This window comes from Marinobacter antarcticus (genome assembly GCF_011049865.1).
GTDB classification, from domain to species: Bacteria; Pseudomonadota; Gammaproteobacteria; order Pseudomonadales; family Oleiphilaceae; genus Marinobacter; species Marinobacter antarcticus_A.
Genome location: NZ_DRGY01000137.1, coordinates 21,314 through 36,541 on the forward strand (window position 1 = coordinate 21,314; position 15,228 = coordinate 36,541).

15 protein-coding genes are annotated in these 15,228 nt (G+C 56.1%); 1 reads left to right on the forward strand and 14 read right to left on the reverse strand.

What is annotated here, in order from left to right:
• The first annotated feature begins 10 nt into the window (after positions 1-10).
• The gene (locus tag ENI00_RS16465) at positions 11-904 is read left to right on the forward strand and encodes an acyltransferase (RefSeq protein WP_304104697.1); all 894 of its coding nucleotides are present in this window, start codon (positions 11-13) and stop codon (positions 902-904) included.
• A gap of 36 nt (positions 905-940) precedes the next feature.
• On the opposite strand, the gene ENI00_RS16470 is transcribed toward ENI00_RS16465, so the two are convergent.
• From ENI00_RS16470 to ENI00_RS16535, 14 genes are all read right to left on the reverse strand, one after another.
• Positions 941-1,153 (reverse strand): hypothetical protein, encoded by a 213-nt coding sequence (locus ENI00_RS16470; protein ID WP_304104699.1) that lies wholly within the window; start codon positions 1,151-1,153, stop codon positions 941-943.
• Between the two features lie 112 nt (positions 1,154-1,265).
• On the reverse strand, positions 1,266-3,242 hold the full coding sequence (locus ENI00_RS16475) for a ribonuclease R family protein (protein WP_304104701.1): 1,977 nt from the start codon (positions 3,240-3,242) through the stop codon (positions 1,266-1,268).
• Positions 3,243-3,589: 347 nt separating this feature from the next.
• A complete protein-coding gene (locus tag ENI00_RS16480) occupies positions 3,590-4,039 on the reverse strand; it encodes a DUF411 domain-containing protein (protein ID WP_304104703.1) in 450 nt (149 codons plus the stop codon).
• 140 nt (positions 4,040-4,179) lie between these two features.
• Positions 4,180-6,798 carry a heavy metal translocating P-type ATPase gene (locus ENI00_RS16485; protein WP_304104705.1) on the reverse strand — a complete coding sequence of 873 codons (2,619 nt, stop codon included), beginning with the start codon at positions 6,796-6,798 and terminating at the stop codon, positions 4,180-4,182.
• 6 nt (positions 6,799-6,804) lie between these two features.
• Positions 6,805-7,236, reverse strand: a complete 432-nt coding sequence (locus ENI00_RS16490; RefSeq protein ID WP_304104707.1) for a MerR family transcriptional regulator — start codon at positions 7,234-7,236, stop codon at positions 6,805-6,807.
• 224 nt (positions 7,237-7,460) lie between these two features.
• Positions 7,461-7,781: a hypothetical protein gene (locus ENI00_RS16495; protein WP_304104709.1), complete on the reverse strand. Its 321-nt coding sequence runs from the start codon at positions 7,779-7,781 to the stop codon at positions 7,461-7,463.
• A gap of 89 nt (positions 7,782-7,870) precedes the next feature.
• Complete coding sequence (locus ENI00_RS16500; protein ID WP_414674277.1) at positions 7,871-10,138, reverse strand: bifunctional diguanylate cyclase/phosphodiesterase; 2,268 nt, start codon at positions 10,136-10,138, stop codon at positions 7,871-7,873.
• 102 nt (positions 10,139-10,240) lie between these two features.
• On the reverse strand, positions 10,241-10,678 hold the full coding sequence (locus ENI00_RS16505) for a CoA-binding protein (RefSeq protein ID WP_304104711.1): 438 nt from the start codon (positions 10,676-10,678) through the stop codon (positions 10,241-10,243).
• 23 nt (positions 10,679-10,701) lie between these two features.
• Positions 10,702-11,076, reverse strand: coding sequence for a dihydroneopterin triphosphate 2'-epimerase (folX, locus tag ENI00_RS16510; protein WP_304104713.1), 375 nt, complete (start codon positions 11,074-11,076; stop codon positions 10,702-10,704).
• Positions 11,077-11,101: 25 nt separating this feature from the next.
• Positions 11,102-11,671: a GTP cyclohydrolase I FolE gene (gene folE, locus ENI00_RS16515; RefSeq protein ID WP_304104715.1), complete on the reverse strand. Its 570-nt coding sequence runs from the start codon at positions 11,669-11,671 to the stop codon at positions 11,102-11,104.
• A 217-nt stretch (positions 11,672-11,888) separates the two neighbouring features.
• Positions 11,889-12,956 (reverse strand): GGDEF domain-containing protein, encoded by a 1,068-nt coding sequence (locus ENI00_RS16520; RefSeq protein ID WP_304104716.1) that lies wholly within the window; start codon positions 12,954-12,956, stop codon positions 11,889-11,891.
• Between the two features lie 111 nt (positions 12,957-13,067).
• On the reverse strand, positions 13,068-13,886 hold the full coding sequence (gene znuB / locus ENI00_RS16525; protein WP_304104718.1) for a zinc ABC transporter permease subunit ZnuB: 819 nt from the start codon (positions 13,884-13,886) through the stop codon (positions 13,068-13,070).
• A complete protein-coding gene (znuC, locus tag ENI00_RS16530) occupies positions 13,873-14,640 on the reverse strand; it encodes a zinc ABC transporter ATP-binding protein ZnuC (protein ID WP_304104720.1) in 768 nt (255 codons plus the stop codon). Before znuC ends, znuB begins: the two co-directional genes overlap by 14 nt.
• Entirely contained in the window at positions 14,633-15,124 is a 492-nt protein-coding gene (locus ENI00_RS16535; protein ID WP_304104721.1) for a Fur family transcriptional regulator, read from the reverse strand. The genes znuC and ENI00_RS16535 overlap by 8 nt, the downstream gene beginning before the upstream one ends.
• Between the last annotated feature and the right edge of the window lie 104 nt (positions 15,125-15,228).

The following is a 15,228-nucleotide window of genomic DNA, read 5'->3' on the forward strand; positions in this document are numbered from 1 at the left end:
CAGGAAACTCATGCTCAGCTTCCTTCCCGCTCCCGTTATCGGCGTACTCAATTCCTTACTGTTGGGAATCAACACACTTTTCTGGTGTCTGTTGCTCTATATCCCGGCGTTGCTGAAACTCATTATTCCCCATAAAGGTTTTCGGGTGTTGTGCACCCGATTCATCATCTGGGTCTCGGAATCCTGGGTGGCGTGCAATACCGGTTGGATGAAGCTGACGCAAAGCACTAAGTGGCAGGTTACAGGCGCGGAAAATCTTCGTCGTGAAAGCTGGTATCTGGTGCTGAGTAATCACCAGAGCTGGGTGGACATTCTGGCCATGCAGCGGGCGTTCAACCGTCGGGCACCGTTTCTCAAATTCTTCCTCAAGCAACAGCTTGTGTGGGTGCCGGTTATCGGGCTTGCCTGGTGGGGATTGGATTTTCCGTTCATGAAACGATACACGCGAGAGTATCTGATCAAGCATCCGGAAAAACGCGGGGAAGATCTGAAAGCCACTCGCCGTGCCTGTGAGAAGTTTCGTTATACGCCGGTGAGTGTGATGAACTTTGTTGAAGGCACTCGATATACCCCGGCCAAGCGCGATCAGCTGAAATCACGCTACAAACACTTGCTGACACCGAAAGCGGGTGGCGCCGCCTTTGTTCTGGACACCATGGGCGATTCGATACAAACCCTGGTTGACGTAACCATTGCCTATCCCGGTGGTGCGCCTTCGTTTTGGGATTTTCTGTGCGGGCGGGTGCGCGAGGTGAAAATGGATATTCAAACCGTCACCATTCCCGAGCATTTGAAAGGGCGGGACTATTCAACCGATGCCAAGCACAGACGCAATGTGAAAGACTGGTTGGCAGAGCAGTGGCAAGCAAAAGATGAACGTCTGGAGGAAATGCTCCGGCCGTAGCGTTCTTTGTCGGGCACTCTGCTTGAAGGGTGCCCTCTAAAGATCGCTCTCTTCATCGCTTGCTTCAACCTCATCCGGGTGTTCTTGCTGATATTTTTCCCAGTCTTCCCAATCGTGAGGCGTGCCGGCATGGGGTCTGCGCAGATGCTTGGCGTGCTCCAGCGCATTGTGACGTAGGCTGTGATCGGGGCTTTCGTCGTCATCGTCGAAGCCGTGTTTTTTCAGAAATTCAGTTGCACTGATGGGCATGGCGCACCTCCTTTGAAGGATTCGAGTACCCTGTTGATACGATGCGCCTGTTGCTGTGGTTTTTCAATAATCAAAGGGGTTTTTCAACAACCTCAATCACCGCTCAACAAACTCAGGCGTTGGCGGCCAGAGGAATTTCCTCCGCGCTCACCAGCTTGAAGTTAACCTGCCGGCGCTCTTCTTCAACACCTGAAAAGCTGACTTTAACACCCTGCTCCACCTGGAAAATACGACCATTCTTGTTGTGAATCAGGCGCAACGTGACCGGGTTGAAGCTGTACTTGCCGTTCAGATCCTTGCAACTGACAAACCCTTCCAGCCCATTGGCGTTCAGGCGAACAAAAAAACCAGCGGGGATTGTTCGGCTGATCACGCCATCCATGGGTTCTTCTCCCAGGGTTTTGGCAAAGTCGCTCCGAAGCCAGGTTTCAAGGCTGTTGGCTGCCTGGCGGGCCTTGAGCTGTGCGCTTTGAAGTGCCCGCAGTTGGTCCGGGCTCAGGGCCTTCATCGGCGTATCCCAAAGCGCTGCTTTGATCACCCGATGCACATAGAGATCTGAGTACTTGCGCAGAGGAGACGTAAAAGTGGTGTAGGCATCAAGCCCCATGCCTTGATGGGGTGCCGCGGTAAACGCCAGTTCTGCGCGGGCCAGTTGGCGTGAAAGAACGCCTTTTACCGGCACCTCGGCCTCCAGCGCTGTCGTTTGCCTCATCAGCGTCTTGAAGCCTTCGGGTGTTTTGGCGTCTATGTCCGCAAGGTGCGGCGCATAACCTTCCACCAGGGTACGAATGTTGTCTGCGCGGTCGTCTCGGAACCCCGGGTGCTGGATGAACAGGCCAGATGGCTGTTTGGCGAGAAAATTCGCTGCACAGCGGTTGGCGGCAACCATGCATTCTTCCACCAATCGATGCGCTTCATTTTGCACAGACGGCTCAATCGCGCGAATACGCCGGTTTTCGTCAAGCCGGAGCCGGAATTCAGGCCTGTCGCCACTCAGCAATGCGTGTTCACTGCGCCACTTGCGCAGCGCTGTTGCGGCCTGGTGCAGCTGATCAAGACTGTTGGCAACCGAGTCCGACAGGGCTTTGATGCCTTCGTCTTCCCGGCCTTCAATCAGGTTTGAAACCAGATCGTAGCTGAGCTTTCCATGAGAGCGAATCACCGCTTGATGGAAGCTGTAATCGCCAAGGCTGCCGTCGTTATTGACCTGCAGATCACACACAAGCACCAAGCGCTTCATGTCGGGCATCAGCGAGCACAGCCGTGTGCTGATCGTATCGGGAAGCATGGGCAAAGGCTCACCCGGGAAATAAATGGCGGTCGCCCGGTTGAACGCCTCGAGTTCAGCCGCGCTTTCCGGCTCAATAATCGCGGAGGGATCGGCGATGGCGATGGATAGTGCCCATCCTGTGGCGTTGGGCTCCGCGAGCAGTGCGTCGTCCATGTCCTGGGTAGCGGGGCTGTCGATGGTGACATACGCCCGGTCAGTTCGGTCTTCTCGCCCGGTTTCGCGGGCCTCGATAGCCGCTTCATCGAGGCTCTCCGCCTGTTGCACCACGGCAGCGGGCCAGGCGTCTGCCAGATCAAAGGTGGCAAGGGTCAGCGCGCGTTCAATACCCGGTTCACCGGCTTTACCAATAACCCGGAGTACTTTCGCCTGGCCTTTGCCATCGTGAATCGGATGCTTGTGTATGCAGCAGTATAGATAGTCGTCTGGCTGCGCATTCATCCGTTCGTTCGGGGGGATGAAGATCCAGCGATTGATGCCGGGCGTTTCAGGCACAACAAAATGCCCTTTTCCCTTAACAAGATAGCGCCCGACAAAGGTGCTCAATCGGCTTTCAATGAGGCCGTCGACCAGGCCCTGGACTTTGCCTTTGTCCAGTTCCTGCTCGGTAACATTAATCCGGTCACCGGGCAGCACTTTTTGCATTTCTTCGGGGGGCAGGAACACGTCCCGTCCTTCATCCAGTGCGACAAATCCGAACCGGCCGTTGGTGGCCTTAACCGTCCCCGTGGAGACGACTTTGCTTTCCTCGATATCAGACTTTAGCTGGCGCAACTGGCTGAGAGCGTCGGCGTTGAACATGGGGTAACCTGGCTGAAAAAATGAATGATGGGGCGGAGTATAACGTTTATGTCGATGCGAGTCAGACCCCTTACGTGTGGTTAATTGCCGTCATTTTTTCAAAGTGATCAACCAAGCGTCCTATTTCGTTATCGGGTTTGTCCAGCCGCGGCAGGGTTAAGCTGCCACTGCGAACTTTCTTTACCGCCTTTTCCAGCCCCACGAAGCGCTTGCAGCGATGCTAGCCTGGCTCTGTGATTTGTAGGCCAGCCCGGATTTATGCTGAGAGGGGCCTGCTTGGTTCAGAGTGCAACTAACTAAGAGTGCAACTAACTAAGAGTGCAGCTATAAAAAGCACGGCTGACTAACTAGTTGTACTCGGAGAATACCTTGGTCTGGCCTTGGTCGTTGAACATCAATACTTCGTAGTGATCTTTGCGGTCGCCCATTTCCATGCCGGGTGAGCCGGCGGGCATGCCGGGGACGGTCAGGCCTTTGGCTTTCGGGGCGCTGGCGATCAGCCGACGAATGTCGTCAGCGGGTACATGGCCTTCGATCACGTAGTCACCCACAAAGGCGGTGTGGCAACTGGCCAGGTTACGGGTGAGCCCAGCATCGATTTTGACGCGGTTCATATCGTTGGTTTCGGTGGTTTCCACGTCAAAGCCGTTGCTTTTCAGGTGATCAACCCAGGCTGTACAACAGCCGCAGGTGGGCGATTTGTAAACATGTATGCTCTGTGCAGCGCCCGCCGCCAATAGGGGTGTGCTGAAGCCGAAGGTGGCGCTGAGGGCCAGTCCGAGAATCTGTTTTTTCATGATGTTGCTCTCTTTGTGCTGCGTTCAGTGACCGCTGTGATTTTGTTGGGGGGTGTCGGTATCCGGCGATGAAAGCCAGAACCACCAGACGATGGCAGCCATCAGGACAAGTCCTCCGGCATTGACCAGTATTGTTTGCATCAGTTCCGCTCCTGGTTTGGCTTTTGCCCGTGGGCGTGATCCGGATCGGGTTTGCGACTGGTTTTGAACAGGCGCAACCGGTTGGCGTTGGTGACGACGGTCACCGAAGACAGTGACATGGCAGCGCCCGCGAGAATCGGGCTCATTAATATGCCCCAGATGGGGTACAGCAGGCCAGCGGCGATAGGGATGCCAAGGCTGTTGTAGGCAAAGGCACCGAAGAGGTTCTGGTGAATGTTTTTCACGGTGGCCCGGGAGATTTCGATGGCATCGGGTACGCCGTGCAGGGAGCCGCGCATCAGGGTGATGGCGGCGCTTTCGATAGCAACGTCTGTGCCCGTGCCAATGGCAAAACCCACATCGGCTGCGGCCAGGGCTGGTGCGTCGTTGATGCCGTCACCCACCATGGCTACGGTGTAGCCTTTGCCGCGCATTTCGTTCACCACGTCGGCTTTGTCTTCCGGCAGAACTTCGGCGCGGTAGTCATCGATGCCTGTTTTGGCGGCAATGGCTTTGGCCGTGGCGTCTATATCGCCGGTAACCATCATCACCTTGATACCGGCTTCGTGCAGGCGCCGAATGGCAGTTTGGGAATCGGCTCTGATCGCATCCGCAACGCCGATCACGCCCAGCACTTCGCTGCCCCGGGCCAGGAATAGCGGTGTTCCTGCCTCTTCTGTAATGGCTTTTTCTGCGTCGGCAAGACCGCTCAGCGACAGGCCTTCGGCTTCCAGCCAGCGGCGGTTGCCCAGGCGGATCTTGTCGCCTTCAAATTCACCGGCCACGCCTTTGCCGTTCAAGGCTTCAAAACCGGTAACTTTGAGCGGCTGTGCGCTTTGTTCTTTGGCCTTGTTTACGATGGCTTCCGCTAACGGGTGTTCGGAGTGCTGCTCAAGACCTGCGGCCAGCGCCAATAATTGCTGCTCATCGCCGCTCGTCGCGAACACGCTGGTGACCGCCGGGTGGCCTTCTGTGATGGTGCCGGTTTTGTCGAGAATCACCAGATCCAGCTTGCCGGCGGTTTGCAGGGCATCCCCCTGGCGAATCAGAGCGCCGTATTCTGCCGCTTTGCCAACACCGACCATCACTGACATGGGCGTGGCCAGGCCCAACGCACAAGGGCAGGCGATAATCAGCACCGTGGTGGCGGCCACCATCATGTGCACAATTGCAGGCTCTGGCCCCACGTTGTACCAGACCAGCGCGGCGGCCACGGCAATCAGCATAACGCTGGGCACGAACACCGACGATATTTTATCTGCCAGGCGCCCAATGGCCGGTTTTGAGCCCTGGGCCTTCTTCACCAGGCGAATAATCTGCGCCAGTGCGGTTTCGCTGCCCACCCGGGTTGCCTCGTAGACAATTCCGCCGTGGGTGTTCATGGTGCCGGCTGAAACCTCATCACCCACCGCTTTGCTCGCGGGCATGGGTTCACCCGTGAGCATGCTTTCATCAATGCGGGTGCTGCCTTCGACGATCTGGCCGTCGACCGGCAGCTTTTCACCGGGGCGAACGCGAATGTGATCGCCCTTGCGCACGTCTTCTACCGGGATGTCCTGTTCCTGCCCGTCGCGGATCACACGAGCCGTTTTCGCCCGCAGATCCAGCAACCGGCGAACCGCCTCGGAAGTTTTGCCCTTGGCCCGCAGTTCCAGCGCCTGACCAAGATTGATCAGGCCGATGATCATCGCCGAGGCTTCAAAATACACATGCCGAGCCATCTCCGGTAAGGCGTCGGGGATACTGGCCACCGTTATGGAATAGAGCCAGGCGGTACCTGTGCCCAGCGCAATCAGCGTGTCCATATTGGCGTTGTGGTGCCGGAAGGCCTTCCAGGCACCCACGTAGAAGTGCCCGCCGGTACCGGCCATCACCGCCAGCGTTAGCAAGCCGAGGCCCAGCCAGACGCCCTGGTTTGCCGCGTTTACCGTCATGGAGCCGAACCCTATGCCCCAGACCATCAGGCCTGCGCCCAGGCCCAGACTGATGGCCATCTTCACCAGCAGGGTTTTGTACTGCTTTTTGTCCTCCTCCTGCTTTTGCTCGTCTGCGGCATCCGCATCTTCAATGACGCCGGCGCCGTAACCGGAGCTTTCCACCGCTTTGATCAGAGCTTGTGGATCGACCTTACCCGTTGCGGTGGCCGTATTGTCCGCCAGGTTCATGTGAGCGTGGGTAACGCCTGAAACCGACTTCAGCGCTTTCTCAATGGTATTAACGCAAGAAGCACAGGTAGCACCGGTTATCGCAAGATGCACCTGATCGTCGCCTTGAGCCGGTTCCGCCACTTTCGCATCCGTCTTTTTTTTACCAGCCTCTGCATTCCCTCCGGGATTCGAAACGTTTGACTCGGAAGAGCTGGAACTTGCAGGCTTTTCAGTCTCGATGTGAGCCTCAGCCACGGGGTCTGCCGGATAACCTGCTTCCGTCACAATTCGGGCCGCTTCCGTGGCGTCAATGCCGTCCGGCAATGCCACTGTCTGATCTTCCAGATTGACCTCAATCAGATCGACATCACCTGTCAGCGGCTCCAGCGCATTGCGGATTTTCTTCGCACAGCCCTGACAGGACGCCCCGGAAATACTGAGAGTGGTTTGCAATACAGGTGCCTCGCTCATCGTCATTTACTCCTCAGCCTGCGTATCGGGTTTGCCGTCGTCCCAGTGCTCAATCAACCGGCAAATGGTATGGCCATCCGGCGTGCCGTCTGGCATATCCTGCCAAGCGGACAGCGCTGTCTTCATGCGCTTGCGTAACTGTTCCAGCTCGTGAATCTCTTTCTCGACCGCGGCCAGGCGTTGCTGGAACACATCCCGAACCATCGGGCAGGGCGAGTGATGATCGTCCGCCTGATCCAGAATCTGCCGAACCTCCGGCAGCGAAAACCCAAGCTGACGGGCCTTGCGAGCAAAACGCAGCCGCTTAAGATCCTCAGAGCCATACTGCTGATAGTTGTTATCCGGATTTCGAGAGGGCTTAAGCAGCCTTTCTCGAGTGTAAAAACGAACCGTGTCGGGATTCACCCCGGCAGACGTAGCGATCTCTTTCACTTTCATATCAAGCAGCATCCGCCAATTGTTAACGAGCGACGGTGTGAGAGGCTTGTCCGAAAATGCTCGGAGCCATGGATGGCGCAGAGCAAGCGTACAAGGACGTATTCACAGCGGTTTTCGGACAAGCCTCTCACATCGCCGCGGCTATCACCCAATCAGGACAGCCGAGCGTGTTTAAAACTTAAGGATAGCCTAAAACCTGTGAGCAACTCACAGGTCAAAGGTTTTCAAGAGGAGGCGCTTTTCGCCCGAAGGAAGGTACCGCAACGTTTGCATTGATCAGGCGCCATCAGTTTGGCTTGCCAGCCAATTTTGTGGCCGCAGGCCGGACAAGTCAGGCGCAGTTGCAGAATAACAATAGGTGCGACCAGAGCCGCGATCAAAGCGCCCAGTGGCCCCCAGCTTTCATCACTGGAAAGCCCCAGTTGGCTGCTGAAAACCAGAATGATAACCAGAGCGACAAACGCGAAAATGAAATAATTCCGATTCCAGCGCTCCCACCGGCGAAGCGTGTTGTCCTGTTCCGACGTCAGATAACCCTTAGCCATAAAATTTCACCTGAAACGTTCAACGGAAGAGCCCACCCGAATTGCCTATCTGAAAAGCCTAATGGCTATGTTGGGGTGGCAGAAAGGGATTACAAACTGAACTCCGCCAGAGCGCCCTGTTCCAGAACGCCGCTGCACAGAGCTTTTTCCAGTTCGGCCGCAGGAACAGCTCGGCTGATCAGATAGCCCTGAACCAGGTTGCAACCGTGGCTCTTGAGAAAGTTCAGCTGCGCCTGAGTTTCCACACCCTCGGCAACCACTTGTAGGCCAAGGTTGTGGGCAAGATTGATAACCGCTCGGGTGATGACCGCGTCATCATGACGCTCAGTGACGTCCGTAATAAACGAGCGGTCGATCTTCAGAAGATCCAGCGGAAAGTCCCTCAGATAAGCCAATGAAGAATAGCCGACACCGAAATCATCAATCGCCAGATGCACACCAAGCTCGTGGAGGCGCGTCAGCTGGCCCAGATTGTGCTCAATGTTCTGAATGAAAATTTCCTCAGTCAGCTCCAGTTCAAGCCGATCGGCCGGAACGCCCTCGGCCTCCAGAGCATCGCTTATACGATCAACCAGATGCTCATCGTCGAGCTCACGCCCGGACAGGTTTACAGCCACTCTGAGATGGTCGAAGCGGGTTCCTTTCCAGGTCGCCAATTGCCGACAAGCTGCCGTCACCACCCAACACCCGATTTCGGTAATCCGGCCGCTTTCTTCCGCCAGTGGAATAAACTCTCCCGGTGGCAGCAGGCCACGGCGAGGGTGATGCCAGCGAATAAGCGCCTCTACGCTGTTGATTTCACCGCTGTGCAGATTCAACTGAGGCTGGTAATGCAGCACAAATTCGTTATTGGCAAGGGCCTGGCTAAGCTCCTTTTCCAGTTCCAAGCGCATCACCTCGCGTTCTTGCATACCTTCAGTGTAAAACTGATAGGTGTTGCGGCCCTGCTCCTTGGCGCGATACAGGGCAATGTCCGCATTGCGCAAGAGAATATCAGCGTTCAGGCCGCTGTGAGGATACACCGCAACGCCCAGCGTGGCGGTAACGCTGTGGGCTTCATCCTGAACAACAAACGGCGTTTCGAAGCATTGCTTGATCAGCCCCAGCATATAAATAACGTCGTCAATATCTTCCACGTGCTGCTGGCAAATCATGAATTCGTCACCGCCGGAATAAGCCACCGTAACGCCCTCATCAGTGAGCTGATCCAGTCGTCCGGCAACCTGAACCAGCAGCTCATCGCCGAACTGGTGTCCGAGGGAGTCATTCAGTGTCTGAAACCGGTCGAGGTCGAGCATCATCATGGCTACCTGATGCTTTTGACGGTCTGCAATATTCAGGGTGTGGGCCAGATCCTCCATGAAGAAACGCCGGTTCGCCAACCCGGTGAGCGCATCGGTGGATTCTAGCCGCACAAGATCCTGCTGAATCGTTTTGCGCTGGGTAATTTCCTCATCCAGTTCCCGCCGGGTTACCAACAGGGCCTGATTGCGCTTGAGGATGAGCTGAAGAAGAAGCGCTGTGAGACTGGTCAGCAGGCCCATGAAGAGAAGCGTAATGAACGTCCAGAGCGGCCAGGGGCTGTGTTGTTTTTCAACCCAAGCGGGGGATGGCTTGAGCGTCAGTTGCCAATCCACTGCGGGAAGTTTTACCGGCACGGTGTAGGACATGGCACTGCCTGCGCCTTCAAAATCGCTCAGGGTATACGCCGGCGCGCCCTTGCTGCGAATCTCTATCCCGAACATGGCCGGCTCGCGGCTTGCCATCAGTTGGCGCGCCAGGGCTTCCATTTTGAACACGCCGGCTACAAAGCCATGATTACCCGGTCCGGTGCCCACTGGCGCATAAATAACAATGCCTTTGCCGCCCTGGCGCAGCTCTACCACCCCCGACACATCGTAGTTTCCGGAATTCGTCGCTGCCACCAGAGCATTGTAGCGTCGTTTGTCAAAGGCCGCGTTGTAGCCAAGCACGCTCTCGTTGGAAGCCAACGGCTCCAGCCAGCGAATGATGAAGTCTTTGTCTATCCATTCGATGGCCTGGTAAATGCGGAAATCTTGAAGGTAACTGTCGGCATCCCGGCGCCATTCGCTTTCCGGCGTTTCCGGATCACTTGCCAAGCGGCTAGCCATGCGCCGGATGGCATCCGCATGAACCGTGAATTCCCATTCCAGCGCGCTGGCCATCGTGCGAGCTTCGTTTTCGAGGTTGGCCCTTACTTGGCTTGTGTACTGGTGAATCAGGCCGTAACGGAGCCCTGCCGCCATGCCGAGGAACACGAGGAAGATCACTGCCGGAAACACGGGATGCAGCAGACACTTGACCAGGAGTCGGCGTTTATAGAGGGCGTGTTCCAAGAAATGCTCCGTTTACCACAAAATCAATTCACCAGTGTAACGGCTGCAGGTCGATAATAATAAATCAATCTTCCCGGAGTGAATAACGTGTAGCCCGAGGGTTCAGGCTCGGGAGCCGACGACGGGTATACCCTGGCGCGAAATTTCCTGCTTGGGGCAGCGGTCCATCACGACGGTCAACCCGGCGGCCTCAGCGCGAGCGGCGCCAGCTTCGTTGATAACGCCGATCTGCAACCAGATCACAGGGAATTTCAACTCGATGGCCTGATCAATCACTGCGTCCGTGCGCTCAGGGGCCAAAAACAAATCTACCATGTCGACCGGCTCTGGCAGGGACGCAATGTCGGAGTAGACACACTCACCCAATACCGTTTGGCCCGCCAGGCGGGGATTTACGGGAATAACCCGGTATCCGTGCGCCTGTAGAAATTCCATAACTTCATGGGAAGGCCGGTTGGTTTTCTCACTGGCACCTACCAGCGCAATGGTGCGTACGCTTTCAAGAACGGCGCGCATTTGATCGGGTTGATTGCTTGGCATCTTAACGAATCACCTGCGTTGAATTAACGGTGTGCTTCAAGACAGACGGACACGGATTCGGCATAGCGTAGCGCGTGGGGCTTGTCGATTTCTACCTGAGCCCACTGCACAGCCCCGTGCTCCATAACAATACTGAGCACTTCGTGTGTCAGGCGCTCAAGAAGCGCAAAGCGGTTGCCATCAACGTGACCGATAATCTGCTTGGTGATGGTGCGGTAATTGAGCGCGGCCGCAATTTCGTTCCGATTGATCGCTTCAGTCGCATCGTAGGTCAGGCAGACATTGATGATAACGTCCTGCTGATTGTTGATTTCTTCTTCTTTAATGCCGATGTAGGCGCGCAGCAACAAGTCTTTGATCTGCACCCTTGCCTGGTGATTGCAGGACACTTTCGTCATGTCGATTCCTTTTGAATCACGGGGATCAACGATTGCTGCTGATCAAATTCAGAAATTCCGCGCGCGTTGCCTGGGATTTGCGGAACTGACCCAGCATCATGGAGGTTTTCATTTTTGAATTCTGTTTCTCAACCCCGCGCATCATCATGCACATGTGTTGTGCCTCGATTACCACCGCCACGCCCTTGGCGTCGGTGACGCTCTCCACGGCTTCGGCGATTTGGCGTGTCAGGTTCTCCTGGATCTGCAGGCGGCGGGCATACATGTCTACGATGCGCGCAAACTTGGACAGGCCAAGAACACGGCCCTGGGGCAAATAGGCTATATGACATTTGCCAATAAAGGGCAGTACATGGTGCTCGCACATGCTGTAGAGCTCTATGTCCTGAACCACAACCATTTCGTCCATTGTGGATTCGAACACGGCGTTGTTAACGAGTTCGTCAAGGTCCTGATGGTAACCTCGGGTCAGGAACTGCATGGCTTTGGCAGCGCGCATGGGGGTGTCTTGCAGACCTTCACGGTTGGTGTCTTCGCCCAGCCCGTTGATGATGGCGCGGTAATGCCCCGCGAGGTCGTCAAGGAGTTTGGTCATAGTCTTTTCCGGCTCTCTAGGTAGTGCGGGTTAGGGTACGGGGTGATGTCAGCGCGAAGCTTGAGTGAGAAGCTTAGGTGAATTTGCTCGGCATCTCTACGGTTTACGATGATGCTGTGAGAAAAGACCAGTGTCGATTTGCAGTTTATTTAAGGCAGCGGCCAGGCTCTGGATGTGCCGGGATCAGCGCAAGTTCTCGTTAGGGCCAGGCATTTTACTAGCTGGCAACGGGTGTCAGAGCGTCATCCGGGTTGCGGCCATCGGGTGCCAGTTGGCCAGCGGCACTCACCACCTGATTGCGGCCTCGGGATTTAGCGCCGTACAACGCCTGGTCGGCGCGGTTCAGCCATACCGACCAGGTTTCGCCCTTGCTGATTTGTGCGATGCTGGCGCTGGCGGTTATCCTGATATCCTCCAGAAACGGTCGAGCGCTAATGCTGGTCAGAAGTTGATTGGCCAGAAGATTACCCTCTCGCTGGCCGGTCTCGGGCAGCATAATCATGAACTCCTCGCCGCCAATACGGAAAAGCTGGTCGGTTTCTCTGAGTCGATTGCGCAACCGCTCCGCCAACTCCGTCAAAACCTTGTCGCCGGCAAGATGTCCCCACTGATCATTAATGGTTTTGAAGTAATCCAGATCCAGCAGAATCAGGCTTGAGGCCCGGCCATAACGCTCCTGCAGCTGAATCTGGCTGTTCAGAATGTCGGCCAGCTGTGACCGGTTCAGGCAGCCGGTCAGTGGATCGGTGGTTGCAAGCCGGGTGAGTTCATCCTGGAGCTTGCCAACCAACCACGCGAAAATCATGGAAAACAGGCAATTAAGACCCAACGAGAAGGTAATTCGCCAGAAATCCGCTTCGGGAAACGTCACGAAAGACACCACGGCCATAACGCTGACAAAAATGATATTGCTGGCAATCGCTTCCCGCAAAGGTAACAGGAAAAACAAAGCGGATGCGGCCGGGTAAGCCCAATATAAGCCCGCGTGCCCATTGATAGCCGTTGAGTAAGCGGCGCACACCACGGCTAGCAAAGGAAACAAACGGCCCTGAAGAAAGTAGATACCGTAAAAGCGCAACAGACCGATGACCAGAAGCGCGTTAGCGCAGAAGAGAATCAGCAGGCCAACGAGCAGGAAATGACTGTGATGCCACTGCACGACAACAAGCGGGACCACGGCTATGAATGCCCAGAAATGGAGGTGATAGACGAGCTGGCGCTTGAAGCCAAGCACGGCAATCGTCGGGTTGGTTGACTTGGAATCGACGTTGGAGAACGCGTTCACAGCATGCTCCTGCTGTCTGAATAGAGCCGCTGCCGGACCTGAACTAAAGTTTAGCATGGGTATTCACCCGGTAAAGCTCGAGTGTTGTTTTATTGATGTTATCCGTTTTGGTCAACGGGCCACTGAAAACCGGCCAGCGCTGCCATAGACTACGAGAAATGTCGCAAAGGCCGTCACCACGACAGAGGGGCCGGCCGGTGTATCCAGATGCCACGACATGCTCAGGCCGCCGGCCACCGCAATAAACCCGAACACGACTGCCATGGCCGCCATCTGTTCCGGTGTGCGAGCCAGCCGGCGGGCTGTTGCTGCCGGAATGATCAGCAAGGCCGTAATCAGCAGAACGCCCACCATTTTCATAGCAACGGCGATCACGAGTGCAAACATCAGCATCAGTACCAGGCGAAGGCGTTCAACCGGCACGCCTTCTACCCGCGCCAGTTCTTCATGGATGGTGCTCATTAGCAGGCCGCGCCAAAGAACGCATAGCAGCGTCATAATCACAACGGCACCGCCATAGATCCACAGCAGGTCGTTGCGGTTCACGGCGAGCAGATCGCCGAACAGCAAGCCGGTCAGGTCGAGTCTGACATCCGGCATAAAGCTGAGCGCGACCAAGCCAATGGCCAGGGCGCTGTGGGCAAGAATGCCGAGTAGCGTGTCCGTGGCGAGCGTTTTATTGCGAGAAAACAGCATCAGGGCCCCGGCCAGAATGACGCTGGTAATGATAACCCCGAGATTCAGAGGAACACTGATCAGAAAACTCAGGGCAATGCCCAGCAGCGCCGAATGCGCCAGAGTGTCGCCGAAATAGGCCATTCTGCGCCACACAACAAAACAGCCCAGGGGGCCGGCGATCAGCGCCACACCCAGACCGCCAATGAGCGCGCGCCAGAAGAAGTCGTTCAGTACGGCGTCAATGATGGTCATGCTGGCATCCTTCATGGCCGTCACCAACCACGTTGCCGCGCAGATCGTGGCTGTGGTTGTGATGGTGGTGGTAGACCGCCAGGGATTCGGCCACGGGCTGGCCGAACGTTTCAATAAAAGCCGGATCGTGGGAAATATCCGCAGGGTGCCCGCTGCAGCAGACATGCTGGTTCAGGCAGATAACCTTGTCGGTTGCGGCCATCACAAGGTGCAGATCATGGGAGATCATGATAATGCCACAATTGAGCTCATCCCGTAGCTGGCGGATCAAATCATAAAGTGTGGCCTGGCCGTTGATATCCACGCCTTGGGCCGGCTCGTCAAGCACCAGAAGATCGGGCTTTCGAGCCAGAGCTCGGGCCAGCAGCAAGCGTTGTTGCTCACCCCCCGAAAGATGATGAACGGAGGTGCTGATCAGGTGGCTGACACCGGTTCTTGCCAGTGCAGACTCGCATTCGGCCAAGGGTTGCCCACTGAGTAGCATGAAGCGTTTGACGCTCAGCGGCAGCGTTGATTCCAGGCTCAGATTCTGAGGCACGTACCCGATAACCAGGTTTTTCGCGCGCATTATGCGACCACTGGTGGCTGCCTGAACGCCCAGAATGGCCTTGATCAACGTGGTTTTGCCCGCGCCGTTCGGGCCGATAATGGTAATAATGTCGCCACGATGCAGGGACAAATTTACCCGATCAACAGCCAACCGGTCATCAAACCGGACGGTAAGATTTTCAATGGCAACCAACGCGTCACTCATGGTTCTGTTCTGCCTGACAGGCGGGGCAAATCCCGGCCACTTCCAGCGTAATGGCTTCAGTACGAAAGGCCTCGGCGCTGGCGGCTTTGTGTATGGCATCCGATACGCCTGTATCGGTCAATTCCAGAACGTTGCCGCAGGTACGGCAGATAAGAAACAGGCCCGTATGGTGTTCGCCTGTGTGGGCGCAACCGGTAAACGCGTTCAGCGAGGCTATGCGATGCACCAAACCGTGCTGTTGCAGAAAATCCAGTGCCCGGTACACCGTGGGTGGCGCGGCACTGTGGCCTTCGGAGGTCAGTTTTGCGAGCACATCGTAAGCCCCGAGGGGCTTGTGGGATTGCCAGATCAGTTCCAGCACCCGTTCGCGGGTGGGTGTCAGGCGGGCATTCTGCTGCTGACAGATTGATCTGGCTTCGGCCAGTGCCTGACTGACACAGGCATCATGATTGTGGGGGCGATACGGAAGTGCACGGGCAGACATGGTTGGGATCCTGCATTTGCAAAAAAGTGCAACATTATAACAGTTGCGAGGATCGTCCCGCCACACAGTAGGTCAATAACCCGGGTTTTGCCGAGATAGGATAT